General features: G+C 72.3%; 24 protein-coding genes. 8 read left to right on the forward strand and 16 right to left on the reverse strand.

The window, feature by feature from the left end; genetic code table 11:
• Positions 1 to 350: 350 nt before the first annotated feature.
• Together ACIA5D_RS43955 and ACIA5D_RS43960 are read right to left on the reverse strand one after the other, a co-directional pair.
• Complete coding sequence (locus tag ACIA5D_RS43955; protein ID WP_396036605.1) at positions 351 to 770, reverse strand: DUF6334 family protein; 420 nt, start codon at positions 768 to 770, stop codon at positions 351 to 353.
• Between the two features lie 101 nt (positions 771 to 871).
• Positions 872 to 1633, reverse strand: a complete 762-nt coding sequence (locus ACIA5D_RS43960; protein ID WP_396036606.1) for a TIGR02452 family protein — start codon at positions 1631 to 1633, stop codon at positions 872 to 874.
• 91 nt (positions 1634 to 1724) lie between these two features.
• Between ACIA5D_RS43960 and ACIA5D_RS43965 the strand changes: the two genes are divergently transcribed.
• Positions 1725 to 2894, forward strand: a complete 1170-nt coding sequence (locus ACIA5D_RS43965) for a helix-turn-helix domain-containing protein (RefSeq protein ID WP_396036607.1) — start codon at positions 1725 to 1727, stop codon at positions 2892 to 2894.
• A 6-nt stretch (positions 2895 to 2900) separates the two neighbouring features.
• Here ACIA5D_RS43965 and ACIA5D_RS43970 read toward each other — a convergent pair whose 3' ends face one another.
• The 4 genes from ACIA5D_RS43970 to ACIA5D_RS43985 form a co-directional block, all read right to left on the reverse strand.
• A complete protein-coding gene (locus tag ACIA5D_RS43970; protein WP_396036608.1) occupies positions 2901 to 3977 on the reverse strand; it encodes a hypothetical protein in 1077 nt (358 codons plus the stop codon).
• Between the two features lie 95 nt (positions 3978 to 4072).
• The gene (locus ACIA5D_RS43975) at positions 4073 to 4639 is read right to left on the reverse strand and encodes an HdeD family acid-resistance protein (RefSeq protein WP_396036609.1); all 567 of its coding nucleotides are present in this window, start codon (positions 4637 to 4639) and stop codon (positions 4073 to 4075) included.
• 23 nt (positions 4640 to 4662) lie between these two features.
• Entirely contained in the window at positions 4663 to 5307 is a 645-nt protein-coding gene (locus ACIA5D_RS43980; RefSeq protein ID WP_396036610.1) for an NADPH-dependent FMN reductase, read from the reverse strand.
• A 37-nt stretch (positions 5308 to 5344) separates the two neighbouring features.
• Entirely contained in the window at positions 5345 to 5584 is a 240-nt protein-coding gene (locus tag ACIA5D_RS43985; RefSeq protein WP_396036611.1) for a hypothetical protein, read from the reverse strand.
• 106 nt (positions 5585 to 5690) lie between these two features.
• On the opposite strand from ACIA5D_RS43985, the gene ACIA5D_RS43990 reads away from it, so the two are divergent.
• From ACIA5D_RS43990 to ACIA5D_RS44000, 3 genes are all read left to right on the forward strand, one after another.
• Positions 5691 to 6863: a sensor histidine kinase gene (locus ACIA5D_RS43990; protein WP_396036612.1), complete on the forward strand. Its 1173-nt coding sequence runs from the start codon at positions 5691 to 5693 to the stop codon at positions 6861 to 6863.
• A 528-nt stretch (positions 6864 to 7391) separates the two neighbouring features.
• Positions 7392 to 8507: a WD40/YVTN/BNR-like repeat-containing protein gene (locus ACIA5D_RS43995; RefSeq protein WP_396036613.1), complete on the forward strand. Its 1116-nt coding sequence runs from the start codon at positions 7392 to 7394 to the stop codon at positions 8505 to 8507.
• The gene (locus ACIA5D_RS44000; protein ID WP_396036614.1) at positions 8504 to 8800 is read left to right on the forward strand and encodes a MoaD/ThiS family protein; all 297 of its coding nucleotides are present in this window, start codon (positions 8504 to 8506) and stop codon (positions 8798 to 8800) included. The genes ACIA5D_RS43995 and ACIA5D_RS44000 overlap by 4 nt, the downstream gene beginning before the upstream one ends.
• 198 nt (positions 8801 to 8998) lie before the next feature.
• On the opposite strand, the gene ACIA5D_RS44005 is transcribed toward ACIA5D_RS44000, so the two are convergent.
• The 7 genes from ACIA5D_RS44005 to ACIA5D_RS44035 all read right to left on the reverse strand — a co-directional run bounded on the left by ACIA5D_RS44005 (position 8999) and on the right by ACIA5D_RS44035 (position 17542).
• Complete coding sequence (locus ACIA5D_RS44005; protein WP_396036615.1) at positions 8999 to 9724, reverse strand: dienelactone hydrolase family protein; 726 nt, start codon at positions 9722 to 9724, stop codon at positions 8999 to 9001.
• A 79-nt stretch (positions 9725 to 9803) separates the two neighbouring features.
• The gene (locus tag ACIA5D_RS44010) at positions 9804 to 10952 is read right to left on the reverse strand and encodes a 4-hydroxybenzoate 3-monooxygenase (protein WP_396036616.1); all 1149 of its coding nucleotides are present in this window, start codon (positions 10950 to 10952) and stop codon (positions 9804 to 9806) included.
• A 22-nt stretch (positions 10953 to 10974) separates the two neighbouring features.
• Positions 10975 to 11754, reverse strand: coding sequence for a DUF4142 domain-containing protein (locus tag ACIA5D_RS44015; protein ID WP_396036617.1), 780 nt, complete (start codon positions 11752 to 11754; stop codon positions 10975 to 10977).
• Positions 11755 to 11829: 75 nt separating this feature from the next.
• Positions 11830 to 14082 carry an alkaline phosphatase D family protein gene (locus ACIA5D_RS44020; protein WP_396036618.1) on the reverse strand — a complete coding sequence of 751 codons (2253 nt, stop codon included), beginning with the start codon at positions 14080 to 14082 and terminating at the stop codon, positions 11830 to 11832.
• Positions 14083 to 14233: 151 nt separating this feature from the next.
• Positions 14234 to 15493 (reverse strand): pyridoxal phosphate-dependent aminotransferase, encoded by a 1260-nt coding sequence (locus ACIA5D_RS44025; RefSeq protein ID WP_396036619.1) that lies wholly within the window; start codon positions 15491 to 15493, stop codon positions 14234 to 14236.
• A gap of 116 nt (positions 15494 to 15609) precedes the next feature.
• Positions 15610 to 16566, reverse strand: a complete 957-nt coding sequence (locus ACIA5D_RS44030; RefSeq protein WP_396036620.1) for an NPCBM/NEW2 domain-containing protein — start codon at positions 16564 to 16566, stop codon at positions 15610 to 15612.
• A gap of 34 nt (positions 16567 to 16600) precedes the next feature.
• Positions 16601 to 17542 (reverse strand): protein phosphatase 2C domain-containing protein, encoded by a 942-nt coding sequence (locus tag ACIA5D_RS44035; protein WP_396036621.1) that lies wholly within the window; start codon positions 17540 to 17542, stop codon positions 16601 to 16603.
• A gap of 206 nt (positions 17543 to 17748) precedes the next feature.
• On the opposite strand from ACIA5D_RS44035, the gene ACIA5D_RS44040 reads away from it, so the two are divergent.
• From ACIA5D_RS44040 to ACIA5D_RS44050, 3 genes are all read left to right on the forward strand, one after another.
• A complete protein-coding gene (locus tag ACIA5D_RS44040) occupies positions 17749 to 21015 on the forward strand; it encodes a CHAT domain-containing protein (RefSeq protein ID WP_396036622.1) in 3267 nt (1088 codons plus the stop codon).
• Positions 21016 to 21086: 71 nt separating this feature from the next.
• Positions 21087 to 21413, forward strand: coding sequence for a CATRA system-associated protein (locus ACIA5D_RS44045; RefSeq protein WP_396036623.1), 327 nt, complete (start codon positions 21087 to 21089; stop codon positions 21411 to 21413).
• Complete coding sequence (locus ACIA5D_RS44050) at positions 21394 to 23067, forward strand: CATRA conflict system CASPASE/TPR repeat-associated protein (RefSeq protein ID WP_396036625.1); 1674 nt, start codon at positions 21394 to 21396, stop codon at positions 23065 to 23067. Before ACIA5D_RS44045 ends, ACIA5D_RS44050 begins: the two co-directional genes overlap by 20 nt.
• Here the strand turns inward: ACIA5D_RS44050 and ACIA5D_RS44055 are convergent.
• Complete coding sequence (locus ACIA5D_RS44055; RefSeq protein WP_396036626.1) at positions 23021 to 23734, reverse strand: Crp/Fnr family transcriptional regulator; 714 nt, start codon at positions 23732 to 23734, stop codon at positions 23021 to 23023. The two genes, ACIA5D_RS44050 and ACIA5D_RS44055, sit on opposite strands and share 47 nt — an antisense overlap.
• Positions 23735 to 23816: 82 nt before the next feature.
• Here ACIA5D_RS44055 and ACIA5D_RS44060 point away from each other — a divergent pair, with 82 nt between their 5' ends.
• Positions 23817 to 24197, forward strand: coding sequence for a hypothetical protein (locus ACIA5D_RS44060; RefSeq protein ID WP_396036627.1), 381 nt, complete (start codon positions 23817 to 23819; stop codon positions 24195 to 24197).
• Between the two features lie 38 nt (positions 24198 to 24235).
• On the opposite strand, the gene ACIA5D_RS44065 is transcribed toward ACIA5D_RS44060, so the two are convergent.
• Both ACIA5D_RS44065 and ACIA5D_RS44070 read right to left on the reverse strand, forming a co-directional pair.
• On the reverse strand, positions 24236 to 24841 hold the full coding sequence (locus tag ACIA5D_RS44065; protein WP_396036628.1) for a hypothetical protein: 606 nt from the start codon (positions 24839 to 24841) through the stop codon (positions 24236 to 24238).
• Between the two features lie 67 nt (positions 24842 to 24908).
• A complete protein-coding gene (locus tag ACIA5D_RS44070) occupies positions 24909 to 26447 on the reverse strand; it encodes an FAD-dependent monooxygenase (protein ID WP_396036629.1) in 1539 nt (512 codons plus the stop codon).
• Positions 26448 to 26493 lie beyond the last annotated feature (46 nt).

Consider the following 26493-nt stretch of genomic DNA (forward strand, 5'->3'; position numbering starts at 1 on the left):
AGAGGACATGACACACAAGCCAAGTCCGCGCCACCCCGCAAGTCACCACACCACGCCGACATCCACCAAGATCAAACTAGGCTACGCGGCATTGGACAAGCCCCCACGCGCGCTGCCGGGCATGCACGCGACGGAACTCTTCACCCGCCGGAGAATAACGGCGAGACCGGGTGGGATCGCGCATTTCTGCTACCTGGGACCTGGTGAAGAACTCCATCTGCCGCACCCCAGAATTATCCCACCTCAAGGAATTCGGCGGTAAGCCCAGAACCGTTGTCGATCATGCCATTCTCGCCCCGGGGCGTCGCTGTCGACAATGGTGATATCCGGCTGGCTCCCGAAAGGCTGGACTACGGCATTGGTGCGTGGTTGACGTGGCGGAGATCCAGGCGCGACGCCATCGCAAGGTACTGCAGCGCCGTGGTTGACGACGGTGTGCTGAGTTCGATCTGGAAACCGTCCTCGTACTGCTGCTGGTTGCGAAGCAGCCATCGCCAGGCAGAGGTTCTGCCGAGGAGGTCGGCATAGCGTTGATTCATCTGCCTTGGCACCGACCTTGACGCCCAGTGGTGAAGCGGCGGCCGATGTCGCGGATCGAAGGGAACCTCGACCGTGTCATCGTCGGGATCGACCTCTACCTGGAGGTATCCCTCGTCGAACCGGAACTGAACCGACACGAGCCAGGGCGGGTCATCCAGATAGGTCACGTGCACGATCTCGGCCAGATCGGTCAATACGGGTTGCACCGCAGAAGACGAGTCACGTGCCACACGGCCATCATGGCGTCGGGGCGGGTGCGTTCGCGGTATCAGTGTCGGCCTCCCTGGCATCACCCGCTTCGTCAACGGCGTGACCTTCACGGGACAGAACCTCAGGTCGTCGCGAGCCGCCTGAACGCGTCCTGCTTGTCGAGCACCGCGAACGTGATGTGCTCGAACCACGGGCACTCCCCGATCGCGCCCGCGAACGCCTCGGCCACCTCGTCCGCGTCGTTCCCGAAGACCCCGCACCCCCAGGCCCCCAGCACCAGCCGCCGATGCCCGTGCGCCGCCGCGACCGCCAGCACCCGGGCCGCCCGCCGCCGCAGGATCCCCGGCACGCTGTGCAGATGCTGCGGCTGGCTGGTCACCATCGCCGCCCGGTTGGGCGCCGCCGCCGTGAGGAACGAGACCACGTACGGCGCCGCGAGCAGCTTCCCCCGGTCGTCCCGGAACACCGGCACCCGAGGCGAGTAGATGACCCGGTCGGAGTAGGTGAGATCGGCGTGCGCGCGGTGGTAGGTGTAGAACTCCTCGGCCGCCCGCAGGCTGTGATAGAGCGCCGACGCGCGGGCGACGCTCTCCTCCTGCGCCTGCGCCCCGTTGAGGAACCCGCCGCCCGGGCTGCGCGCCGACGCGAACACCAGCGCCGCCACGTCCCCACCCAGCCGCCGGCTCGCCTCCAGCGTCGACTCGCCGGTCACCTCGACCGTCGCCGTGCGGGTCGTCCCCGCCGCGACGCTGTCCCCGGGGAGATACAGCCGGGTGCCCGCGACCGCGTCCGCCACCTGCTGACCGATGGCCACATCCCCGTAGCCACCACGCTCCACAATGTCCATCGTGTCCCGGGCGATGGCCCGCAATCGACTGCTCACCCGTCAATGATCGCCCGGCCGGCCCGTTCTCCGCCGTCCCGCGGTACAGGTCTGTTCCACTCGCCCCGGGGACGTGCCTACCGTCGGTGGCATGACAGTCGGTGAGCGGATCAAAGCGCGGCGCCTGTTGCGCGGCTGGAGCGTCCGGTACGCGGCCAGCCGGGCCGGCATCTCGCACGCCACGTGGAGCAGGATCGAGCGAGGTCAGCAGGCCGCCGACAACCGGTTCGTGCTGGCGGACATCGCCGCGGCGCTGGAGTGCTCGTCGTCCGAGCTGGTCGGGGTCTCCGTGCCGGCCGCCGATCGGGAGGCGGTCGCGGCGCTGGTGGCCGTGCACGGGATCCGGCAGGCTCTCGTCGACATCGACCTGCGGGAACGGGCCGATCGCCCGGCGCCCCCGGTTGCCGAGCTCACCCGTACGCTCGAATTGATCGATGCCCTTCGCCGGGCCTGCGATTACGCCGGGGCCGGACGCATCCTCCCCGATTTTCTGCGTGCCGCGCACGCGGCCGCGGCCGGGCCGGAAAGGCCGGCGGCGCTCCGGGTCCTCTGCGAGGCGGCGTTCCACGCGTCGGGCGTCGTGCGAAATCTCGGGCACCCGGCCGAGGCGTGGCTCGGCGCCGAACGATCCCGGGAGGCGGCCGAGGCCGCGGACGACCCGATCCTGCTGGGGTTCGCCGCCTACGCCCGGGCCTGCGCGGCGTCGGCATGCGGCTCCTACCAGCGCTGCCTCACCCTCGCGTCGGCGGCGATCGACGACCTGCGGCCCCACCTCGCGGGGCGCGGCGCCCTCGAGACGCTCGGGATCCTGCACCTGGTGTGCGCGGACGCGGGACGCGGGCTCAAACGCCTCGACGACAGCCGCGGCTGGAGCACCGAGGCGGCGGCGCTGGCCGGCCGGACCGGCGAGTCGGACGAGATGGGGCTGTTCTTCGGGCCCACCAACGTGAACATCTGGCGGGTCGCCATCGAGGTGGACGGCGGGGAGCCCGGGCGGGCCCTCGAGATCGCGGGCGAGACCAATCCGGCGGTGATCGATGCGGGATGCCGGCAGGTGTTCTACTACGCCGACGCGGCGCGGGCGCTGTCGCAGATCAAGGGCAAGGAGCGGGAAGCGGTCCGCTACCTGCTCACGGCGGAGCGGATCGCGCCGCAGCACCTGCACGCGTCGCGGCTGGCTCAGGAGACCACGCGGGCGCTGCTCGAGCGCTCGGGCGGGATGCAGTTGCGGGGGCTCTGCGAGCGGATGGGCGTCGCCTGACGGGCGTTACCGCCGGGCGCGCCGGGTTATCAGGAATCCGGCCAGGGCGGCCGCGGCAAGAACGAGGACACCGCCCGTGATCAGGGCGCCGGCCGGGAAGCGCTCCTCTTCCGTCTCCTGCTTCGCCTGTGTCGTCGCGGCCCGGCTCGGTGGCTTGCCCGCCGCCTTCGACGTGGCCGCCGGTGTCTCGCTCGGCGGCGCCGGCCGGTCGGGAAGCGCGTAACGCATCAGGCCGGCCTTGGTTCCGGCCGGCTGCCGGGACACCTCCGAGATGGTCAGGATCGCGGTCCCGTCCGTGGCGTAGGCGACCGACTCCCCCTGCGGCTCGTTCGGGAGCGGGATCTGCCGCGGGTCACCCTTCGTGATGGCGCCCACCACATCGTCACCCTCGACATCGAATTCAAAGGCGTCCGCGTACGTCCTCAGCACCGCATACCGGCCATCCGGGCTCACCGCGCCCCCGGTGATGACGAGCCGCCCCGCGAACGAGAAGGGATTGCTGGTCGTGGTGATCGGCAAGGTGACCGACCCGGCCCGCTTCAGCGCCGTGGTGCGGCCGGCCCGGAGCGCTCCGGCCGGCTCGTAGACCCCGGCCTCGCCCACCGTCTTGGTCACCACGATCGGGGTGCCCGTGGGCGTGATCAGCAGCGCCTCCGCGTCGTGCGCCCCGTCCGGGTAGGACATGCGGAACAGCTGCGGCTTCTTGGCGCCGGCCGGCAGCCGCCAGAGCCCGATCGTGTCCCGATTGGCGTCGTTGTCCCCGATGTCCGCCACCCAGAGCGTCCCGTCCGAGGCGAGCCCCATGTCTTCGGTGTCGCGGGGCCGCGACGGATACCCCACCGTACGCGTCACCTGGCACTTCTGATCCAGATAGAAGATCTTCCGGGCGGCCGGGTCATCCGACCCATCATCAACCACGATATATCCGGATTCAGTGGCCACGAGTCCGGACAACTCGGTCATCCGCCGATCCCCGACCTGGCACACCCGCTGCGGCCCGGCAAGCGCCACCCCCGGCATGGCCAGCGTGAGACCGATCCCCACCACCACCGCAGCCAGTGCCGCCCCCGCCCGCTGAATCATCGCGCTCCATTCCAGCAGACGGCTCCCACCTCACGCTCGTGCTCGTGCCGCACCTCTCTCGGCGAGACACCGACGCGGCACCGCGGCCCGGCATTTCAAACGGCGGCAGCCACCGCCGGCCGCGACCGCAGCACCAGGAACAGCTGCAGCGCCCCCAGCAGGAGCAGCCAGATCCCGGTCAGCACCACCAGCGTCTTCAGCGACGGCCCCGGCCAGATCAGCACGACCAGCCCGCCCAGGACCGTGACGCCGCCGAGCACCCCCATCAGCACCCGGGCCGGTCCGCTGCGATGCCCGGCGAACGCCGCGACCAGTCCCACGATCCCGCCCACCAGCCAGGAGATCCCGATGAGCGTGGCGATGACCAGCAGCGACAGCACGAGGTGGCGCAGGCAGATCACGCCGGCGATGACGAACAGGACGCCGGCCACGGCGCTCAGCGCACGGCTGGTGCCGTCGGCGGCGTGCGCCGTGATCGCGTTGACCAGGTGGATCGCGCCGTGGAACAGCAGCCACAGGCCGAAGATGATGGCGCCGACGTAGAGCGTCGCCTCGGGCCAGATCAGCATCATGATGCCGAGGATCAGCGAGACGGCGGCGCCGGCCAAGGCGAGCCACCAGAGCATCTTTTCCGTGCGATCGGTCGAAAGCATCGTCGACATCGAAACCTCCCCGAGAGAAGCACCTACTCGCCAGGTCGCCAGATCTCCGCCCGCCAGCTGCGGAATGGGGTCGCGTCGTTCCGTTGCACCACAGGGTAGAGGCTCGACACCGCCTGCCACGAGGGCTGCGGCGAAGGTTTCGGCGCGGCGAGCGCCCGCGCGAGCGTCTGCACCGTGTCCGTCAGCGCCTGATGCAGCTGCGGATCGCCGACCGTCCCGTGGGCGTCCATGGCGGACTGGGTCAGCGGGATCCGCACGCACGCCGCGCGCATGAGCTTGGCCCCGGAGTGCGCGAGCACCGTCTCCAGCGCCGTGCACGCGCCCTCGTCCTGCCCGGGCGCCGCGACCGACAGCCACGCCGCGGGCTTGCCGGTGAGGTCGCCGCCGTCGACCAGCCAGTCGAGCAGGTTCTTCAGGCTTCCGGGCATCGACCCGGCGAACTCGGGCGTGCTGAACAGCACCGCGTCCGCCGCCGCCACCTGCAGCCGCAGGAACGAGACCGGGCCGGGCGGCGTGTACTCGCCGGGCACGAAAGCCGGCAGGTCGCGCAGCCCGTCGAAGAGCGACGCGCTGATCTCGGCCGGCGCGAACCGGGAGGCCGTCCGCAGCGCCGCCGTGTGCAGGGAGTCGGCCCGGGTGTTCCCCGAGATCAGCAGAATGCGCGTCATGCCGGCGACGATACGGCCCGCCGATGACGCGCAGGTGTCATGGCGCCCAGCCGGGGAGCGCCCGCTCGCGATAGCTGTCCGGCGACTGCGCGATCGCCGTCGCCAGCGCGTCGGCGAACGCCCGCCCCTCCGCTTCGTACCGCTGCCGCTCGCCCGCCTCGAGCCGCACCATGATCGACGTGTCGACCAGCGGCAGGTGCACGTTCACATCGAGAAAGAGATCGTCGCCCTCGGCGAGCAGGAACCGCGCGTGGGGCTCGTACGCCACAACATCCATACATATCAAATATCAAATGTCGATTGCGGTTCGCGCGCGGGGTTTCCTCAGGTTCACCGCAGGGATGCCGACGTATGCAGACATCCTCCGACGGACGGGACATGACGTGAGCGAGCAGAGCAGGTTGGCCGCGCTGGACAGCTATGGCCTGCTGGACTCGGTCCGGCCGGTCGTGCTCGACGACCTGACCCGCCTCGCGACGCGGATCTTCGACACCCCCATGTCGACCGTGACGCTCGTCGACCACGACCGCCAATGGTTCGCCGGCAACACCGGCATGGACGGCAACGAGGCGCCGCGCAGCATCTCCCTCTGCTCCTGGATGATCGACAACCCGCGCCCACTGATCGTCGACGACGCCCGCCTCGACGCCCGGTTCCAGAACTACTCGAACGTCACCGGTGACCCCTATATCCGGTTCTACGCGGGCGTGCCGCTGATCAACGACGACGGCTTCGTGCTGGGCAGCGTCTGCGTGCTCGACCGCGAGACGCGCACGATCGGCGACCGCCAGATCGAGATGCTCGGCGACCTGGCCGCGCAGGCGAACGGCCACCTCGAGGCGATACGCGAGCAGCTGCGCCTCGCCAAGCTCGACCGCGAGCTCGCCCGCCTCAGCCGCCGCGAGCAGGACCTCATCGCCACCGTCTCGCACGAGCTGCGCACCCCCGTCGCCACTATGCAGGGCTACCTGGAGATGCTCGCCGAGGAGCAGGGTCTCGCGCCGTACCGCCGCATGCTCGAGCCGATCCGGCGCAACGGCGACCGCCTGGTCCGCATGGTCGACCACCTGCTCGCCGGCACCCGCCCCGACGACTTCCCCGCGGAGGCGGGCGTGGCCGATCTCGCCGCCGCCGTGCGCTCGGCGCTGCAGACCTCGCAGACCCTCGCGTCCCAGCGCGGCGTCACGCTCACGCTCTCCGGCGAGCAGGAGCACGTGTACGTCGTCGGCGAGGCGTCCACGCTCGGGCACGCGGTCGAGCACCTCGTACGCAACGCGATCTTGTTCTCGCCCGGCGGCGCGACCGTCCGCGTGCGCGTCGGCGACGCCGGCGTCGAGATCGCCGACGAGGGCGCCGGCATCCCCGACGACGAGATGCCCTACGTCTTCGAGCGTTTCTTCCGGGGCCGCTACGCACAGACGCAGGCGGTGCCCGGCATGGGGCTGGGCCTCGCGATCGCCTGGCGCATCGTGACCGCGCACGGCGGCAACCTCGCCGTGACCTCGCCCGGACCCGGCCGCGGCACCCACGCAAGGATCTCGCTGCCGGTCGCGTAGAGACATCTGGGGTCGGGGTCGTCGGCCTGTGGACGGCGGCCGCGATTTTGTCGTACCCGGCTGTTCTACTCGTCCCCACCCAGAGGTGCGGGGCGGGGGTGTCTGTGGGCCGCCCGGGTGATCCGAAATTCTTGCGGTGATGATGAGTTCCCGTTCGCGGCGAACCGCCACTTATCAAGCGTCTCCGCACCGGCCGCGGCAGCCGGGGCAAGCCGAACTCGAAGCCGGCGTCGACGACGGCACTAACGATGACCGCGACGGGCCGCACTCCCGGTGACCACGCACGACCCCTGCCATGGCGCGCCCCAGCCCAGCCGCCACCCCACCGCAACGGGCGCCACCCACAGTGACCACGCACCCCCGGACCATGGCGCGCCCCAGCCCAGCCGGCGCGTCACCGCAACCGGGCCGCACCCACAGTCACCACCCCCGGGGCTACGGCAGCAACCCGCGCAAACCAGATCCCACCCGAACAGGTTGGGGTGACCGGGGTCACAAACACGGCTCGTTTGGGGCACGATGGCAGGCATGACTTCTGTACGGCTGCTGGTAGGCACACGCAAGGGCGCGTTCACGCTGACCGCGGACGGCACGCGCAAGGACTGGACGGTGAGCGGGCCGCATTTCGGCGGGTGGGAGATCTACCACGTCAACGGCTCCCCGGCCGACCCCGACCGGCTGTGGGCGTCCCAGTCGTCGGGCTGGTTCGGGCAGGTCATCCAACGATCCGACGACGGCGGCAAGACCTGGAACCCGGTGGGCAACGACTTCGCGTACGAGGGTGAGGTCGGCGATCACCTCTGGTACGACGGCACGCCCCGCCCCTGGGAGTTCAAGCGGATCTGGCACATCGAACCCTCCCGGACGGATCCCGACGTCGTCTACGCCGGCGCCGAGGACGCGGCTCTGTACCGCTCGACCGACGGCGGCGCCGGCTGGACCGAGCTGACCGCGCTGCGTACGCATGAAACGGGTCCTCGCTGGCAGCCCGGCGCCGGCGGCATGTGCCTGCACACGATCATCCTCGACCCGGTGAACCCCGACCGGATCTTCGTCGCCATCTCGGCGGCCGGCGCCTTCCGCACCGACGACGGCGGCAAGTCCTGGCAGCCGATCAACCGCGGGCTGCGGTCCGGCGGGATCCCCGACGAGGACGCCGAGGTCGGCCACTGCGTGCACCGCCTGGCGATGCATCCGTCGCGCCCCGACGTGCTGTTCATGCAGAAGCACTGGGACGTGATGCGCACCGACGACGCGGGCGGCTCCTGGCGCGAGATCAGCGGCGACCTGCCCACCGACTTCGGCTTCCCGATCGCCGTGCACGCGCACGAGCCCGAGACAGTCTACGTCGTCCCGATCACCAGCGACTCCGAGCACTACGTCCCCGACGCCCGCCTGCGCGTCTACCGCAGCCGCACCGGCGGCGAGGAATGGGAGCCGCTGACGAACGGCCTCCCGCAGGAGAACTGCTACGTGAACGTCCTGCGCGACGCGATGGCGGTGGACACCCTCGACGACTGCGGCATCTACTTCGGCACGACCGGGGGCCAGGTCTACGGCTCTCCCGACGGCGGCGACTCCTGGCAGCCGATCGTCCGCGACCTGCCGGCCGTTCTCTCGGTGGAAGCCCAGGTGCTGGCGTGATCCGGGTCGTCCTCCCGCCGCACCTGCGCAGCCTGGCCAAGGTGACCGGCGAGGTGTCGGTCGCCGTCGCGGGCGAGGTGACGCAGCGCCAGGTCCTCGACGCGGTGGAGGAGCGGTACCCGATGCTGCGCGGCACGATGCGCGACCGCTCGACCGGGCAGCGGAGGGCGCTGGTCCGCTTCTTCGCCTGCTCGGAAGACCTGTCCAACGAATCGCCGGACGCCCCGCTCCCCGAGCCGGTGGCGTCCGGCGAGGAGCCGTTCCTGGTGGTGGGCGCGATGGCGGGCGGCTGATGGCCGCCGGCGCCACTCACCTGCTGCACCGTTGACCGCCCCCGTCATGATGTCGCCAGCCCCATCGCCCACGTGCGACCGCTCCGATCGGCAGCTCGCCGCCCGCCATCCCCTCCTCGGCCACCCTCGATGGCGGCCGCCACCGGATCGTCCGGCGTCATGACCGGCCCGCGAGAACCGGCGCGGGAACGACCGTTGTCATGACCGGCCCGCGAAGAACGACACCGCCTCGGTGATGGCCAGGTCGGTCAGCGCCGGGTCGTGGCGGGCGCCGATGTCCCGCATGAAGGCGTGCTCCCCGCCCCGGTAGATGTGCAGCTCCACGTCGTCCAGCCCGGCCGCGTAGAGCGCCGACACGATCTGCAGTCGGGCGTCGGCCGGCACGTGCGGGTCCTGCGAGCCGAACACGACCATCAGCCGGCCGGCGATGTCGGCGGAGCGGGACAGCGAGTCGGCCACGTCCGCGCCGAGCCCGCCGTTCTGCAGCCCGGTCGGGTAGAAGCAGACCGTCGCCGCCACGCGCGGGTCGAAGGCGGCGCGGAACGCCAGGTGCCCGCCGATGCAGAAGCCGGTCACGAACAGGGAGGTGACGTCGTCGCGCGCCGCCAGGTGGTCGAGCACGGCCGTGCGGTCCGCGTCGAACGTCGCGGTCGGTGTCGCGGCGGCCCCGGCGAGGCCGGCCTGCTTGCCGGCGTCGTCGAACTCGAGCGCGAGGCCCGCCAGCTCGCCGTGCGGATAGATCTCCGGCACGCCGACGACGAAGCCCTCCGCGGCGAAGCGTCGCGCCGTCCTCAGCGTCGACTCGGTCAGCTGGAAGATGTCCGTGTAGAGCAGGAGCCCGGGCCACGACCCGTCCTCGACCGGCCGGATCACCTTCGTGCGGATTTCGCCCGCGACGGTCACGTCGTCCTCGCGTACCTTCATGCCGAGTGACCCTAATGGCGCGTCCGTGCGAAGGTGCGAGAACCACGACCGAGAAGCCTCGCGGCGTACGCGCCGGCGGTCAGCGAACCAGCTCGATTCCCGCCATCATGTCGGCGAAGGCCACGGCGGCCGGGTGGTTGGTGAAGAGCCGTTCGAAGCGGGCGCGGGCGAGCTTGCGGCGGAACGGGTCGCCGTCGATGTCGTGCACCATCTCGGTGAACCAGCGGGAGAAGTCCTGGTAGTCCCAGGTGCGCCGCAGGCACACGTCGGAGTAGGCGCGCAGCGCGGCGTCGTCACCCCGCACCGCCGAGGTCAGCGCCCCGGCCAGCACGTGCGCGTCGGCGATCGCCAGATTCATGCCCTTCGCGCCCATCGGCGTGATGATGTGCGCGGCGTCGCCGGCCAGGAACAATTTTCCGTACGCCATGGGCTCGACGACGAAACTGCGCATCTCGACGATTTCCCGGTCGGTGATGGCGCCGCCCTTCAGGGCCGGGTCGCCGAGGCGCAGCCGCAGCTTGTCCCACGCCTCTTCGTCGGGCCACGTGCGCGGGTCTTCCTCGCCCGGCTTGTACTGCAGGTAGAACCGGCTGGCGAACGGCCCGCGGGGGAACTGGGCGGCAAAGCCGTGCCGCCCCATCGCCATCAGCGGGTACTTCGGCGGCGGCGCGTCGGCGAGCATCGTGTACCAGCCGATGCCGTGGTCGAAGGTGTACGTGGTCAGCTCGTCCTCGGGGATGCTGCGACGGCTCACGCCGTGGAAGCCGTCGCACCCGGCCACGTAGGAGCAGTCGAGGGACACGTCGCCGTAGGTCACCCGCGGCGAGGTCTCCAGCGCGTGCAGCTCGACGTCACGGGCGTTGAAGCGCAGATCGCCGCCCCCGTCTAGGAACGTGGTCAGCAGGCGGCGCACCAGCAACTGCTGCGGGACGATCGACCCGCCACGCCCGCCGGAGAGGCCGGCCACGTCGAGCAGGCGCGGCTCTCCCTCGTACCGGAACTCGAGGTATGTCTGCAGGGGCGCGCCGGCGAGAACCTGATCGGCGAGACCGGCCTGCTCGAAGATGCGCCCGCCGTAGTGGTCGAGCACGCCCGCACGCTGCCGCTCCTCTACATAGGAACGGTCACGCGCCTCGAGCACGACGCAACTGATTCCGTTGCGCTGCAACAGATTGGCGAGGGTGAGACCGGCGGGACCGGCCCCGACGACAACGACATCGGTGGGCATGGACCCACCGTATCGAAGGGAGTCATTCGTGGTAATACCGCGGTCGGTAGCCGCGGCGGCGGCTTCCCTTGAGCAGCTGACGGGTGAGGAGCGCGCCCGCGGCGATCCCGCCGCCGAGCGTCGCGAGCACGAGCGGCATGTTCGAGACCGGGGCCGGCTGTGCGGGCCGCGCCGCCGCCGCGACCGGGGTCGCGCTGGTGGCGTTGGGCGCCGGCACGGTCGGCAGCGCCTGGAAGTCGACGATGGTGCTGGACTCCAGCAGGGTCATGTGGGTCATCACGAACTGGTTGGCCTGCTGGGCGAGCCGGCGCACGGTGTCGTTGCGGGTGCCGGCCCGGATCGACGCGATCGCCGGGAAGATCTTGCCGTGCGCGGCGCGGAGCCGGTCGATGTAGATCTGGTCGAACTCCTCGCCCTCGGCGTCGCGCATCTCCCCGAGCCACTTCTGCTGGTCGGCGTTGGGCTTGTCGGGCAGATCGATCTTCAGTTTCTTGGCCGCGGTACGGGTGAGCTCGTCGAGCGCCACGTGCTGGCCCGAGATCGTCTTCCCGATCTGCTTGATGCGCGGGTCGTCCGACTTCTCCTGCGCCATCTCGCCGGCCGGGATCTCCCACAGCCCGGCGAGGCGCACCTTCGTGACGAAGTCGCGGTCAGCCGCGGAGAGCGTGCCCTGGGCCTTGTCGGAGAGCAGCCCGTTGGGCGGAACCGGCACCGCCGGTTCCGCCCAGGCCGACTTCGGGTCGAGGAGGATCAGGGCGACCGACGCGATCGCCGGCCCCCACAGGCGCTTCCACACTGACACGCGGACCTCCTTCACAGTTGCTTGACAGGAAGTACGCGCTATCGGGCCGAATGGATGAAGTGGGTCACAAAAAGATCAGGCAGTCACGAGCCGTGACGTCCCGGCTTCCACCGCGTACGAGGCCGAGGTCGTCACCGGCGTTTCCCGGACGTCGATCGTCTCGACCGTCCGCACGTCGGTGTGCCAGGCCGCGCGGTTGACCGAGCAGCGCAGGTAGCCGCGGCGCGAGCCGTCGAAGTAGCGCACGTGCGGGTTGAGCGTCGGATTGACCGCCTTGAGCGGCGCGTCGAACGCGATCGGGAAGTCCGAGCTCACCGAGGTGGCGGTGAACTCGACGGCGACCGGCTGCAGCTCGGGCCGGTCGAAGTCGGTGCGCAGCTCGCTGAACCAGGTCGAATGGATGTCGCCGGCCAGGATCACCGGGTTGGCGACCCGCGCGGCCGCGAGGTGGGTGAGCAGGCGGGCACGCTGCGGCGCGTACCCGTCCCACTGGTCGAGGTTCGCGACCAGCGGCGGCACGCCGCCGGTCGGGTTGGGGAACTTGATGCGGCTCATCATCACCTGCTGAGCGACGACGTTCCACCGGGCCGGCGAGTGGTCGAGGCCGCCGAGCAGCCACCGCTCCTGGTCCTGGCCGGTCAGCGTGCCGGCGGCGTTGGCCAGGCCGGCCTCGGCGAGGCCGAAGTCGTCGGGGAAACTTCCCGGCTGGTCGGTGCGGTACTGCCGGGTGTCGAGCACGTTGAGCCGCAGCAGCCGGCCGAAGTCGAAGCGGCGGAAGATGCGCAGGTCGGCGCTGCCCGGGCGCAGGTCGGCCCGGATCGGCATGTGCTCGTAGTAGGCCTGATAGGCGGCGGCGCGCTGGCGGGCGAACTGCGCGACGGTCTGGTGCTTGTCGCCGGTGTCGTCGACCTCGTCGACCAGCGACGCGTAGTTGTTCTCGGTCTCGTGGTCGTCCCAGGTGACGATCCACGGGAACGCGGCGTGCGCGGCCTGCAGCGCCGGGTCGGTCTTGTACTGCGCGTGCCGGTCGCGGTAGTCGTCGAGCGTGACCAGCTGGTCGAGGCCCGGGGTCTGTGGGGTGGTGTGGTTGCGGTCGGCGAAGCGGCTCGACGGGTCGTACTCGTAGATGTAGTCGCCCAGATGCACGACCACGTCGAGGTCCTCGGCGGCGAGGCCCCAGTACGCCGGCCAGTAGCCGTTCTGGAAGTCCTGGCAGTTCACGATGCCGAAGCGCAGCCGCGAGCAGTCGTCGCGCTGCGAGGGCGCGGTGCGGGTGCGGCCGACCGGGCTGATCTTGCCGAGGGCGCGGAAACGGTAGAAGTACTCCCGGGCCGGGGCGAGGCCGCGCACGTCGACATGGACGGAGTGGGCCAGCGCCGGGCCGGCCCAGGTGCGGCCGTGCCGGGCGATGCGGCGGAACCGCTCGTCGTACGCGACCTGCCATTCCACCTCGACCTTGCGGGTCGATCGCGGGAACAGGCGGGTCCAGAGGATCACGCCGTCGGACAGCGGGTCGCCGCTGGCGACGCCGAGCGGGAAGAGATCGGAGGAGGTGGTGGCGAATGCGGCCGTGCTGGGCAGTGCCGCGGCAGCGCCGGCGACCGCGGCGCCGGCGAGTAGTTGACGTCTGGTAGGCATGATCGGACCCTCCTGGCAGGCAGTGGCACCCGGTCGACAATGGAGCGAAGCAGAGGTGACACATGCATGTCTGTCACCGGGCCGACACAGATTCCCGTTCTCGGCGGTCGCGGGCGACGCCAGGTGCTGGATCAGCGCGGCGAGCCCGGAGATGCCCAGCGCCACCACCAAGGCGAGCAGGAACCCGAGGATCGGGTGTCCCTCGAAGATCTCGCCGCCGAGGTAGCCGATGAGCGACGCCTCGACCGCCCACACCACCACGCCGATCGCCGTGTACCACCCGAACCGCACCGGCGGATAGCCCACGACGCCGGCCGCGAGCGCCGTGGCCGACCGACCGCCCGGCAGGTAACGGGCGAAGACGATGACCAGCCCGCCGCGGCTGTGCAGCAGCCGGTGCACCCAGGCGTGCAGGGCCTTCGCGCGGCGGTGGCTCAGGCGCGCCTCGACCGACCCGGTGCTGCGCCGCCCGACGCGGAACGAGGCCTGGTCACCGAGGTACGCCCCGGCGGACGCGGCCGCCACCAGCAGCGCGAGGCTGGGCCGCCCGGTGCTCGCCGCCGCGACGCCGCACGCCACCACCGTCGACTCGCTCGGCATGAACGGCAGCAGCGCGTCGAGCCCGGCAACGACGAACACCAATGCCAGCACCCACGGACTAGCGGCGATGGTCCCGAGGTAGTGCGGCATGCGGTAACCATGCGGGACGAACTGAACACGCAAATGCACGGAATCGGAACTAGCGACGACCTAATGAACCTTTTTCAACCTGGCATCGGGCCAGACGTCGCGCGCCGTCGTCCTGCGCCGGGAGCTGCAGCCCTGGCCACGTTGAAAAGGTTCACTGGCCGGACGCCCGGCGCGCCGTGTATTCGGAACGGCGGGTCGGGTACTGGATGAGGTTGTTCGGGACCTCTTCCATCTGGTTCGCCCAGCCGCCGCGGCGGTTGTCCATCGGCTCCTCGTCGTACTGCGGGCGCACCAGGAATTGGCGACCGTAGTCCATCATGCCGTCGAGCAGGCGGTCGACGTCGCGGGCCGGCCGCACGACCAGGCGCATGAACTGGCTGGTCATGCCCAACTTGTTGCCGCACTCGCGGGTGTAGACGCCGTGGTTGGCGACCAGGAAGTCGCGCAGCGCCACGCCCGACCATTCCGTCGGGAGCTTCACGAGGATGAAGTTTCCCTGCGACGGGAAGAGCGTCAATCCGGGTACGCGCGCGAGCTCACCCGCCATCAGGCGACGGTCCCGGCTCAGCAGGCGCAGGCTGTCCTCGTACTCCTCCTCATGCTCTTGAATCATGAACACGACCTTTTCGGCCAGCGAATTCAGGTTCCACTTGGGCAGCGCCTTGCCGATGGTGGCGGCGATGGCCGGGTTGGCCAGCATGTAGCCGAAGCGGATGCCGTGCAGGCCGAAGTTCTTCCCGAGGCTCTTGAGCACGACCGTGTTCGGACGGATCACCGCGTCGGGGCCCACCGACGGGTACTGCTCGGCGTCGGAGAAGTCGATGAACGACTCGTCGATCACCACGAGGTCGAGGTCGCCCAGCATGTCCATGAAGCGGATGACGTCGCGGCGCGGGATGTAGTTGCCGTCCGGGTTGTTGACGTTGCAGATCACCGCGACCCGGGATTTGCGCTCGCGGATGAAGCGCACGTAGTCGTCCAGGTTGAGCCGGAAGCCGTCCCGCTCCTGCAACGGGAACATGTCGACCCGCTTGCCGGTCTCGAACGGCTGATCGGTCCAGCGCCCGAAGGTGGGGATCGGGATCGCCACGCTCTCCTTGATCAACAGGTGGTCGATCCAGGTGATCAGCTCGGTCGAGCCGTTGGCCATCGCGACGGTCTGCGGGTGCAGGCCGAGCACGCTGGCCAGCTTCTTCGTGATGCCCATCGAGTCCGACGGGTAGTACTTGAGGATGTTCTTCAGGTCGCGGGACAGCTCGTCGAACATCTCCGGAGTCGGGAAGTACGGGTTGCAGGGGATGCAGAAGTCCACGATCTCGACACCCTCGCCCGCGCTTCGAGCGAGATCGAAATAAGACGCACTGTGGGCTCCCTTGTGCAGGATCGAGGTGTCGATTCCGCTCCCGGCCATCGATACTCCTTCTCCGGTCCTCCGGCTGCGTTGCCGACCACGAGTACGGAGCCGACGGAGCGATCGTTCAATGCGAACCTGCCGATCGCGCCGCGCCTGAAGAGGGCCTTAAGTGATCACTGGACGACGACGGGGTCGCCGAACGCCGTCCGGGTCGGCCGCCGCTCGCCGGTCTTGGCGTCCCGGCCCGCGCAGGTCACCCGCAGGCTGACCACGTTCCTCAGGTCGATCGAGATCTTCTGTGCCCGGCCCAGCGACACCTCGACCGGCTTCGGCAGGAGTTTGCGGCCGTCCTGGTCGTAGAAGAGATATTCGATCGTGGCGCCGATCGCGTTCTGGGTCCGGTCGTCGATGCCGGCCACGGCCGTGAACTTCCGGTAGCCGGCGACGTTCCAGCTCAGCTTGCTGTAGTCGTGCGAACCGCAGTAGAAGGAGACCCCGCGCGAGTATCGCGTCGCGGCGAAGGTCGCCGAGTCGGCGTCGTAGCCGCCCTCGAGCGCATCCTCGACGTCCAGGTACTTCGTGGCGGGCGTGTCCTCCGGCGTGCCCTCCGGGCCGGGTCCGGTGGTCTCGTCCGGGTACGGCGTCGGCTCGCCCGACTCGGTGCCGGCCGGCTCGGCGGACGCCGGCCCGGTGGTCGGCTGGGTGGCCGGCTCGTCGGTCGGCTCCGTGGTCTCCGGCAGGGCGAGCGTCGGCGTGGTGGCGACCGGCTGCGGCTGGAGGGCGGCGTCCGCCGAGTCATTGACGACCCGCAGCGCGGTGCCGGCGCCGGTGGCGACCGCGAGAAACGCGATGCCGAGCGTCAGGATCATCCACTGCCTCAGCTCGAGCGCGCGCAGGGCCCGGCTCGGCGGCACGTTGTGCTCCAGCTCGAGGCGGCGGCTGCGCCGGTAGCTGAGCGCGACCCGGATGGCCAGCACCGCGAAGGCGAACGCCACCAGCGCGCACCCGGCGAGCAGGGCCACCGCGGACTCACGCGGCCCGGAGTACAGCAGGTAGAGAACGAACCCGCCGATCAGCGCGGCGAGAAGGCTGACGAGGACGAACGCCGCGGCGCGGGTGCTCCTGTTCATGGTTGTCCTTTCCAGGGGTACGTCGTGATCGGGGTCATCGGACCCACACGCAGAGCGCCGTGCGGTCGTCCGAGAAAGCCTTGGCCCGGAAGCTGACCTGCCAGAGAAAGGCCGCCAGTTCGGGCACGCCGCGTTCGTTCCACCAGCGGCCGAGAGCGTCGCGCACCTCGGGCTGCCGCATCGGCTCGGCGAGCCCGCCGGTGCAGAGCAGCAGCATCTCGCCGGCCTCGGCGCGCACCACGATCGTTTCCGGGGCGGTGTCCCGCGGCAGCTCGCGCACCGGGGGCGCCGACGCCTCGCCGGCCGGGTTTGCGCCGGCCGCCGCCTCGCCGGACGCCGCCTCGCCGGCCGGGGTCGTGTCCGGTTCGGGAAAGCAGGGCCGCCAGCCGTCAGGGCCGAGGATCAGCGCGGCGCCGTCACCGACGCGCATCAGCACCACGCGGGCGCCGTCCGCATCGGGCGCCAGCACCGCGGCGGTCAGCATGGTCGCGTACGCGCCGGGCTCGGCCCCGTCGGCACGGGCCCGCTCGCGCAGCGCGTCGGCCACCCGGGCGGACACCGCGCCCGCCGCCGGCCCGGTCCCCGGGGCGTCGCCGATCAGCGCGGCCAGCTCGGATCCGATCGCCTCCCGCAGCAGGCGGCTCGCCAGCCCGGCTCCGAGGTGCGACAGCGGCCGGCTGCTCAGCCCGTCCGCCACGCACGCGACCAGCACGGGCGTGCCGCAGGCGTCGGCCGGGCCGAATGCCATCGCGTCCTGACGGGTCCGGCCGACGAAGCGGTGCCCGTCGCCGCGCACCGACGCGGCCCGCACCGCGAACCGGCCGATCTCGCCGCCGTCGAGGACGGTGTCCGGCACCGCGCCGCGCACCGCCGGCAGCGGTCCCGGCGCGGACGACAGAGTCGGCTGTCTGATCAGGACAGCCGGGTCGGCGAAGGCCGGCGGCCCCGTGCGGAGCACCCGCTCTGTCTGGCTCATGGCGACACCCGGTTCATGGCGACGACTGTGTCCGCTCGCCACCCGGAGCGACATCCGCGAACGGGCGGAATCGATCCGTCGATGCGCCGACCCGTTCCGGCTGAATCCGCGCTGCTCCCGAGGGAAATACCCGCTCGGCCGATGACGTCCGGGCGGCCCCGGTATGTGCTCACTGCCGTACCCACGCGACCCGGGCGGGAGAGGGCATGGACGCCGACATCGACACACTGCGGGAGCGGTACGCCCAGGCGCCGCCGGGCGGTCCCACGGCCGCCCGCGCGGCCCTGGCGCTGGGTCTGCGGCTGGCGGCGCGCTACCTGCGGGAGGGCGCCGCGGAGGACGACCGGGACGAGGCCGTCGACCTGCTCGACGAGGCGCTGACCGTGCCGCACGAGGACGTCACCCGGACGCACATCGTGCGGGGCACTCTGCTGTTCTTCCGCGCGGTGCCGATCCGGCCGGACGCCACCGGCGATCAGCAGGGAGACCAGGCGATGGCGATCGTCATGGCGCTGTTCGGCGGGCAGATGGACGAGCCGGGGCGGCGCGCGGACCGCGACCGCGCCCGCGCGCACATGCGCTGGGTCACCGAGCACGAGCCGCCCGGCGCCCCGGTACGCCAGGCCGCCGACGCGATGATCGTCGGCCTCGACCTGTTCAGCGGCTCCCCCGCCGGCCTGTCGCTCGCCGGGCTCGGCTCCCTCACCGCCCTCGGGCCGCTCCCGGCCTCGCTGCTCGATCTCGTCCAGGCAACGGCGGAGGACGCGCCCGGCGAGCAGCTCGGCTCCGCCCTGATCGCGGTGCTCCGGCAACTGCCCGCCGGGCACCGCCTGCGGCCGGTGATCCTGGCCGAGGCCGGCGCGCTGCTCGCCCAGCGCTCCCCCGCCGGGCTCCCCGAGACGCTGACCGGGCTGATGCCGGTGCTGACCGACACGCTCGACCCGATGACCGGCGACGATCCGCTGCGCCGCGACACGGTCCGCAAGCTCGCCGGGCTGCTCGTCTCGGCGAGCGCGCAGACCGGTGACCGGTCCGGCGTGGAGCGGGCGGTGGAGCTGGCCGATCGGCTGGCCGCCGGGAGCGAGGACGGGCGCGACCGGTTCCTGCGGGCCCTGGCGCTGACCCTGCGCGGGCGCACCGGGGGCTCGGCCGACGACCTGCGCGCCGCGGTCGTCGAGCTCAACCGGGCCCTGCGGACGCTGCCGCCCGGCGACGAGCTGCGCCCGGTGGCCACCGCCATGCTCGGCACCCTGCTCGGGGACCGCGCGCTCCTCCAGGGCCTGCGGGCGGACGCCGAGGCGGGGCTCGCCCTGCTCGCCGAGGCGCAGGAGGTCCTCGATCCGTCGCGGGCGGACGGCGCCGTGGTCGCGATGGCCGGCTTGATGTCGCGGACCGTGCTGGCCATCCGGCACGGCGACCGGGAGGAGCTGAACGAGGTCATCGGCGAGCTCGAGAGCGGCATCGACCGGACCCACCCGTGGCGGTCCCGGCTGGACGCGGGGCTCGGGCTGGCGTACCTGATCCGGGGCGGGCCGGGCGATCTGCGCCGGGGCATCGACCAGATGCGCCGGGCGGACGCCGAGCTCGCGGTCGAGGTCTCGGGCCGGCCGGCGCTGCGGGCGGCCGGCGCGCTGGCCGACCTGCTCGACGGCGCCCTGGGCGACCCGGACATGGGCGACCCGAACGTGGGCGACCCGGGCATGGGCGACCCGGACATGAGCGACCCGGACGCGGGCGATCGGGCGCTCGCCCGCATCGACGAGGCGGCCGCCGACCCGCGGGCGCCGGAGCCGGACCGGGCCGCGCTCGTGCTGGTCGGCGCGCAGGTGGCGCTGCTCCGTCATGAACAGTCCGGAAAGGACGAGCACCTGCGGGACGCGATCGCGCGGTTCGAGCGGGCGCGGTCCGGACCGATCACCGCGCGACCGGGACATCCACTCGCGGCATTCCTGCACGGCGGCCTGGCCCGCGCCCTGCGCGGGGCCGGGCGGCGGGCGGAGGCGGTGGCCGTGGGCCTGGACGCCCTGCGCGCGCACGGCGACGACGCGCTGCTCCAGACCGGCGTCCGGCACGCGCTGGACGCCGCCCGGCACGCGTCCGGCCTGGCCCGGGAGGTCGTCGAGTGGGCGCTCGAGGACGGGCAGGACGGATCGGCGCTGGCGGCGACGGAGCTGGGGCGGGGCATCGTGCTGCACAGCGCGATGATCGGCAGCACCGTCCCGGATCTGCTGCGCGCCGCCGGGCGCGACGACCTGGCCGCCGAGTGGGAGGCCGAGCCGTCGCCCTACGGCGTCGCCGACGTGGAGCGGATGGTCGGCACGCTCGTGGCCGTCCCGTCGGACCTGCGGCCGCGGGCGCTGGCTGCGCTGCACGAGGCCGGATTCGAGCCGCTCTCCGCCGCGCCGGGGCGAGAGGAGATCGCCGCGGCGGTCCGGGCCGCCGGCGCCGACGCCCTCGTCTACCTGCTGGACGGGCGCCTGCTCGCCGTCACCGCGACCGGCGAGGTGACCGTGCGGCCGGCGTTGCTGCTGCGACTCGACGCGCCGGAGCTGACCGCCTACCGCGCGGCCCACGACGCCCTGCTCACCGACTCCGGCGACCCGCGCTGGCGGCAGCGGCTGAGCGCCGTGTGCGAATGGGCCTGGCCCGCGTTCGTCGAGCCGCTGCGCGAGATCGTGACCGGACCGGGCCGGGTGGTGCTGGTGCCGGTCGGCGAGCTCGGCGCGGTGCCCTGGCACGCGGCCCGCAACGGCGCCCGGCACGCCCTGAGCGAGCTCACCTTCTCGTACGCGGCCTCCGCCCGTCAGCTCCGGGCGGTGCTGCGCCGCCGGCCCGCCACCGGACCCGCCGTGCTGGTCGCCGATCCGATCCGGGACCTCGACGGGGCGCGCGCCGAAGTGGACTGGCTCAAGGCACACGCGTACGGCGACGGCGTGGTTCTCGAGGCCGCCGGCGGCGAGGAGATCGTGCGGGCGCTGACCGGCGATCCCGCCCCGGCCGTCCTGCACCTGGCCTGCCACGCGGTGACCGGGGCGAGCCCGGATCGGTCTCACCTGGTCGTCGCCGGGCCGTCGGAGCTGGCGGTCGCGGAGATCCTGGCGGCCACCCGGCGGCGGCCGGCGGACGCGGCCGGCGGTCTCGTCGTGCTGTCGGCGTGCGTCACCGATCTGACCGTCTCCGACTACGACGAGGCGCTCACCCTGGCGTCGGCCTTCCTCACGGCCGGGCCGGTCAGCGTGATCGCCTCGCGCTGGCCGGTGGACGACGAGGCCACGGCGTGCCTGATGGCGATGGTCCACCACCTGCGGACCACCCGCGCTCTGCCGGACCGCGAGGCGCTGCGCGAGGCCCAGGCGTGGATGCTCGACCCGGACCGCGAGCCGCCGGAGGCCCTCGGCGAGCTCTACCCGGCCCGGCCCGGCGTGCTCGCCGAGCCCGCGGTGTGGGCCGCGTTCGCCCACCACGGTATGTAGGGCCCGGGAGCCGGAACGGGTCGCACCATCGGAGGACGTACGCCGGGACCGCTCTTCACTACCGTCGTCGTATGGACACCGACACCGTCGCCGATGCCCTCGGCGTCCTGCGTGCGCTGCCGGAGTGGCGGCTCCCGGCGCCGCGGTGGGAGCAGGTGCGGCTGCACCTGGACCGGATCGCCGTTGGGCTCGACGGGGGCGATCCGGTCGAGGTGCGCGAGGCCGTCGCCGACCTGCGGCTCTGCGCCCCGAAGAGGATCGACCCGATCAAGGGCAAGAGCGGCGCCCCCGACGAGGTCCTCGACCGGATCGCCCCGCTCGTGCACTCCTTGCAACAGCCGCGATCCGGGACGAAGCCCGGGAAGGAGAAGCCCGCCGGTGCCGCGGAACCTCGCTGAGCAGGAGTTCGTCGCTCACCTCTTCGCGCCGCTCGACGGTCCCCTGGCCGGCGCGGCCAGTGCCCAGATCCTCGCAGTGTGGCAGGGCTGCCGTGCCCAGCTCGGCATGACCCGGCCGATCCCCGGCGCCGGCCTCGCCGACGAACTGCCGGCGGACTGGACGGATCTGCCGGAGGGCCCGGCGGCGGGCCTGGAAGATCCGTCGACCGGCTTCCAGGTGGTGGTGCGGCGCGAGCACGACGTGCTCAACCTCTCGGCCGCCCTGCTCGCGCCGCGCCGCGCCGGCATCGTGAACGCCGTGGCGCCCGGCTGGTACGAGTTCACCCGCTGGTGGGACCACATCACCGTGAGCGGGAACACGGCGCTGCTCGGCGAGACGCTCGTCTACCTGGCCAAGGCCGGCAGCCCGCTCGGCAACGACGTCCACGACGCGCTCCCCTCCCGGCACGACGACGGCGAGCAGTGGTGGACGCGCGCGGTGATGCTGGACGGCTTCGCGTACTGGGAGGTCACCCCGCGCGGGCCGGGCCGGTCCCGGCGGATGGTGCTGCTCGCCCGCCCCGACGAGGACGAGAGGCTCGGCCGGCTGGTGTGGAGCGCCGGCGATGCCACACTCCCCCGGCTGGGCCGCCATCTGCTGCATGCCTCGAAGGTGCGCTACCACGCCCGGGTCCACGACGGCGGCCAGGAACCGGCGCGGATCCGGGACCGGCTCGGCGGACGGCTGGATCGCCTCACCGCGCTGCTGGCCGATCCGGCGCAGGCCGACGAGGCGGCCACCGTGCGCGACGGGCTGGCCGCGGACGAGGCCGCGCTGCACGCCGTGCTCGAGTCGCTCGAGCGGATGAGCCGCGGCGTCGAGATCGCGCGGGACAACATGACCCGGGCGCTGCCCGAGCGCGCGCTGCCGGACGCCGAGCTGGCCGGGAATCTGCTGCTGCGGATCGGCGACGACATCGCGTTCCTGGAGTCCGTGCGCAAGCGGGCGCAGCGTACCCGGGATCTGGTCGCCGCCGTACGACCGGCGCCGGCGCCGCGCTCGGTCGAGCACCGGATCTGCTTCGGGGTGGACGTGGTCGGCTACAGCGGACGGTCGACGCCCGGTCAGCGGGAGGTTCAGCGCCGGGTCGCGGCCCTGCTCGAGCAGGTGCTGCGCGCCATCGGCCTCGAGGTGCGCGAGACCGACCGGCAGCCGGCCGGCGACGGCGTGACCGTGGTGCTGCCGCCGGGCGCCGAGGCGCATCTCGTGCTGCCCGGTCTGCTGCACGGCTGGCGTGGCCTGCTGGCCGCCGACAACGCCACCCACCCGGGCGACCGGATCCGGCTGCGGATCTCGGCCGGGTCGGGGTCGTACACCGTGGCCGAGCTCGGCTTCGCCGGCCGGTCCATCATCGAGGTCGGCCGGCTGCTCGACTGCGCCGAGCTGCGCGCCGCGGTCGCCGCCCGGCCGGACGCGGACGTCGTCGCCCTGGTGTCCGACCGGCTGCACGCCGATGTCGTCGAGGAGGGCTACCCGGGGCTGGCGCTCGGCCAGTTCGAGCGGGTGCCGGTCGCCGTGAAGGAATACCGGGGCCAGGCATGGCTGTGGACCGGCGCCGAGAACCCGGTCAGCCGTCCGCCAGCCGGCGCAGGCCCGCCGGATCCAGCACCGTGACCCGGCGGTAGGCGGTGCTGATCAGCCCTCGGCCACGCAGCTCGTGAACGGCCTTCTGCACGGTTGCCTTGGCGATCGCGATCATCGCGGCCAGCTCGGGCTGGCTCAGCGGCACGACGATCTCGACCGAGCCGTCCGGCCGCGGCCGGCCGCACACCTCGGTCACCTCGGTCAGCAACCGGGCGAGCCGGATGTGCGCGGGGAACGCGGCGAAGTCGCTGCGCCGCCGGTTGGCCCAGCTCAGCTGCCGCGCGATCATGGCCATGATCAGCTGCGCCACGGCCGGGTGCCGGCGCAGGAACGCCTCGAACCCGGCCCGCGGAACGATCACGGTGGAGACCGTGCCGCACGCTATCGCGGTCGCGTTGCGGGGACTGGCGGTGAGCGCGCCGATCTCTCCGATCACCTCGCCGGGCACCCGGATGCCGAGCAGCGTGCCGAAGCCCTCCACCGCCGTGGTGACCTTGACGAAGCCGCCGGCGATCAGTACGACCTGCGAGGCCGCCGCGCCCTCGCGCAGGATGGTACGGCCGCTCGCGAAGCGCCTCCGGACGCCGAGCCCGATCAGCTCCTCGGCGACCGCCGGCCCGAGGCTGCCCAGGAACGTGCCCGGCGCCCAGCTACCGGGCGTCCCTTCGCCCGTCCGTGCCGCGCTGCCGCCGGCCATCGACACCCTCCCGGTCCGCCCAGGACCATCATGCCCGCGGGAGGCTGACCGTCCTACGAGCTCGTCCCGGCAAAGGAGAACGATGTCCACCGACGACGCCTGGCGCGCCCTGACCCTTCAGATCGACCTGGTGCGGCACGCCGAGACCAAGGCCGGGGCGGCGCTGGCGTCGGCCGGCGTGCTCGGCGGCCTGCTCTACACGCTGGTCTCGCAGACGAGATCGGGCGGCCTGCCGTTCGCCGTGCTCGCGGCGGCCACCGCGATCGCGGTGCACCCTGGTCGACGATCGGGCCGCCATGCTGTCCGCGCTCGCCGGCCAGGTGCACGCGAACGCCGGCGTCGCCGTCCACAAGTATCGGGCGGTCAGCATCTCGCTGTAGGCGCTGATGACCGCCCTCGCGCTGCTGGCCACGACCGGCGTGGTCGGCCTGACCGGCCGATGAGGAATGGCCGGACGGCCTAACCGCATGGGGTTAGGCCGTCCGGTGAACACGCTCGGGCTCAGCGGCCGATCGCCTGCCGCAACACCTCGGCGACCCGGGCCTCCGCCCGCGTCGGGGCGAGGCGTCCCGCGCTCAGCAGGGTCAGGTCCTCGACCGTGCAGGCCGGCGGACGGCAGCAATTGGCTGCCGCCAGGCCCGGGTGCGCGCCTGCCCACTCGGTCAGCAGCGCGCGCAGCGACTCGGGGACCTGCTCGGGGTCGCCGTCGCCGGCGGCCGGCCGGAAGCGCTGCCGGTACGGCCAGAACGACCAGACCTTCGTCTCGTCGATGAGCTGCACGACCGGGTCGCCGGTGCGGTAGTGCAGGGCGATCGTGTACGAGGTGATGCTCCCGTGCGCGATCAGGTGGTCGACCATGCCGCGCCGGGCCTGCGAGCCGGCCACCTCGTAGAAGGTGCTCCGGCACCCGCGCGGTCGGGCCGCGCCCACGACGCTCTTCCAGGTGAGCGGGTGGCCGGGGCGGACGTCGAGCAGCTCGGTCACCGCGCGGTAGTAGATGACCTTGGTGTTCCAATGGTTGCGCCGCGCGGACCGGTTGCCGGCCAGGCCCAGGTACCAGTCCTCGATGACGGTGTCCGGTCCGCTCTCTGTCTTCGTGCTGAGCATGTCCCTCTGTCCGTTCGGGATCGGGGTGGAGATCTCGAGGGTCGCGGGTGGACGGGCCGTCCCGGCATCACGTGTTCTCGTGTATTCGCTTCCGCGGGCCGATCACGTCGTCCAGCACACCGTCGACGTCGGAGGGAGCGCCGCCGGAGGAGCACCAGGCGACCTGCTGGTCCGGGCGTACCAGCAGGAGGTGGCCCGACCACCCCGCGGGCGCGGCCGCCTCGCCGGCCGGCAGGTGGCGGACCGGGATGCCACGCGCCCGCGCCGCCCGCACCATCGGGCGTCCCGCCTCCTCGCGGGTCAGGTCGACCAGCGTGAACTGCGGGCCGAGCCGGTCGAAGAGCTGGTCACCGCCGTCGAGAAGGAACGCGGGCGGGCGGTGCCCCGGCGTGCCGGCCGGCGCGGCGGGACCGGTGCCGGCCAGGTCGAGCCGGGGCCCGTCCTGGCGCAGCGCCTCGGCCAGCCGCTCCGGGTCGGCGCCCTGCTCGACGAGCCGCTGGAAATGGTCCCTGGTCGCCAGCGCGCGGCGCGCACGTTTACGGTCGAGCACGGCCCGCCGGCGGCGTTCCTCCGCGTAGCCGCCGAGCAGGTGGTCGCCGGCCCAGCCGTGGAACGCGGCGGCGAGCCGCCATCCGAGGCCGATGCCGTCGCCGATGCAGGAGTCCACGTCGTCCGCGGGCGATTCCGTCTGGTGCGCGGCCTGGCCCGCCAGAAAGACCCGGCCCTTCCGGTACGCCCGTGCCACCGCCGGCACGGTGTCCCGCTGCACCACGGCGAGGATCTCGGGCGGCTCGCCGGACAGTCCCAGCCGGCGGCGCAGCAGCTCGGCATGGTCGGTGAAGGCCCCGGTGTCCGGGGAGAACGGCAGCTGGGCGACGCACCGGTCGCCGTCGTGCCCGGAGATCACGGTGGCGCCGGCGGTGATCCAGGCGGACGGGCCGCCCCAGCGCCGGGCCACCTCGGCGCTGGCGAAGTAGACGGTGAAGTTCGGGGCCGCCGGGTCGAACTGCTCCATCGCGAAGCCGGCGCAGCGGCGGACCGTGCTCTGCGCCCCGTCGCATCCGGCCAGGTAGGAGGCCTCGACCACGTGCTGCCGGCCGGACCCGGAGTCGATGACCGTGGCGGCCACGCCGTCCTGGGTCTCCCAGGCGTCCGCCAGCGTCCACCCGGTACGCAGGTCGGCCAGCGGGCTCTCGTGCAGCGCGCGACGCAGCCGGGAGGTCAGCTCGGGGCCGGAGATGAGCACGTACGGCTCGATCGGCGCGCTGCCGTCCGGGGTGGCCGCGTAGGTCTGCCGTAGCTCGCTCGCGGACGGGAGTCGCCACACCAGAACCGGTGGCCGGTCGAGCGCCGGGCTCCACACGATGTCGGCCGGGCTGTCCGGGTCGAGCCCGCCGGCGCGCACCACCTCGGCCAGTCCCAGCCGGCGCAGCAGCTCCACGCTGCGGCCGCTGATCAACAGCAGGTCAGGGTACCGGGATCGCTTGCGGGCGCGTTCCACCACGAGGCTCGGCACACCGTGGTGGGCCAGTTCCAGAGCGGCGAGAGCGCCGGAGACACCTGCTCCGGCGATCAGCACGGGGGTTCGGAGGACGCGGGCCGGCATCGGACCACCTCGGACGGCTCGGGCGGGAACGGGGTCTTCCCGCCAT

The sequence above is a fragment of the Actinoplanes sp. NPDC051513 genome (assembly GCF_044454685.1).
Lineage (GTDB): Bacteria > Actinomycetota > Actinomycetes > Mycobacteriales > Micromonosporaceae > Actinoplanes.

Excerpts from the sequence above, each read along its gene's own strand:
- ACIA5D_RS44020 (WP_396036618.1), bottom strand. The coding sequence starts at position 14,082 with ATGCCGCACTACCTCGGGACCATCGCCGCTAGTCCGTGGGTGCTGGCA.
- ACIA5D_RS43980 (WP_396036610.1), bottom strand. The coding sequence starts at position 5,307 with ATGACGCGCATTCTGCTGATCTCGGGGAACACCCGGGCCGACTCCCTG.
- ACIA5D_RS43995 (WP_396036613.1), top strand. The coding sequence starts at position 7,392 with ATGACTTCTGTACGGCTGCTGGTAGGCACACGCAAGGGCGCGTTCACG.
- ACIA5D_RS44065 (WP_396036628.1), bottom strand. The coding sequence starts at position 24,841 with ATGCTCAGCACGAAGACAGAGAGCGGACCGGACACCGTCATCGAGGAC.
- ACIA5D_RS43970 (WP_396036608.1), bottom strand. The coding sequence starts at position 3,977 with ATGATTCAGCGGGCGGGGGCGGCACTGGCTGCGGTGGTGGTGGGGATC.
- ACIA5D_RS44025 (WP_396036619.1), bottom strand. The coding sequence starts at position 15,493 with ATGGCCGGGAGCGGAATCGACACCTCGATCCTGCACAAGGGAGCCCAC.
- ACIA5D_RS44005 (WP_396036615.1), bottom strand. The coding sequence starts at position 9,724 with ATGAAGGTACGCGAGGACGACGTGACCGTCGCGGGCGAAATCCGCACG.
- ACIA5D_RS44070 (WP_396036629.1), bottom strand. The coding sequence starts at position 26,447 with ATGCCGGCCCGCGTCCTCCGAACCCCCGTGCTGATCGCCGGAGCAGGT.
- ACIA5D_RS44040 (WP_396036622.1), top strand. The coding sequence starts at position 17,749 with ATGGACGCCGACATCGACACACTGCGGGAGCGGTACGCCCAGGCGCCG.
- ACIA5D_RS44060 (WP_396036627.1), top strand. The coding sequence starts at position 23,817 with ATGTCCACCGACGACGCCTGGCGCGCCCTGACCCTTCAGATCGACCTG.
- ACIA5D_RS43965 (WP_396036607.1), top strand. The coding sequence starts at position 1,725 with ATGACAGTCGGTGAGCGGATCAAAGCGCGGCGCCTGTTGCGCGGCTGG.
- ACIA5D_RS43975 (WP_396036609.1), bottom strand. The coding sequence starts at position 4,639 with ATGTCGACGATGCTTTCGACCGATCGCACGGAAAAGATGCTCTGGTGG.
- ACIA5D_RS44055 (WP_396036626.1), bottom strand. The coding sequence starts at position 23,734 with ATGGCCGGCGGCAGCGCGGCACGGACGGGCGAAGGGACGCCCGGTAGC.
- ACIA5D_RS44035 (WP_396036621.1), bottom strand. The coding sequence starts at position 17,542 with ATGAGCCAGACAGAGCGGGTGCTCCGCACGGGGCCGCCGGCCTTCGCC.
- ACIA5D_RS44010 (WP_396036616.1), bottom strand. The coding sequence starts at position 10,952 with ATGCCCACCGATGTCGTTGTCGTCGGGGCCGGTCCCGCCGGTCTCACC.
- ACIA5D_RS44030 (WP_396036620.1), bottom strand. The coding sequence starts at position 16,566 with ATGAACAGGAGCACCCGCGCCGCGGCGTTCGTCCTCGTCAGCCTTCTC.
- ACIA5D_RS43985 (WP_396036611.1), bottom strand. The coding sequence starts at position 5,584 with ATGGATGTTGTGGCGTACGAGCCCCACGCGCGGTTCCTGCTCGCCGAG.
- ACIA5D_RS44045 (WP_396036623.1), top strand. The coding sequence starts at position 21,087 with ATGGACACCGACACCGTCGCCGATGCCCTCGGCGTCCTGCGTGCGCTG.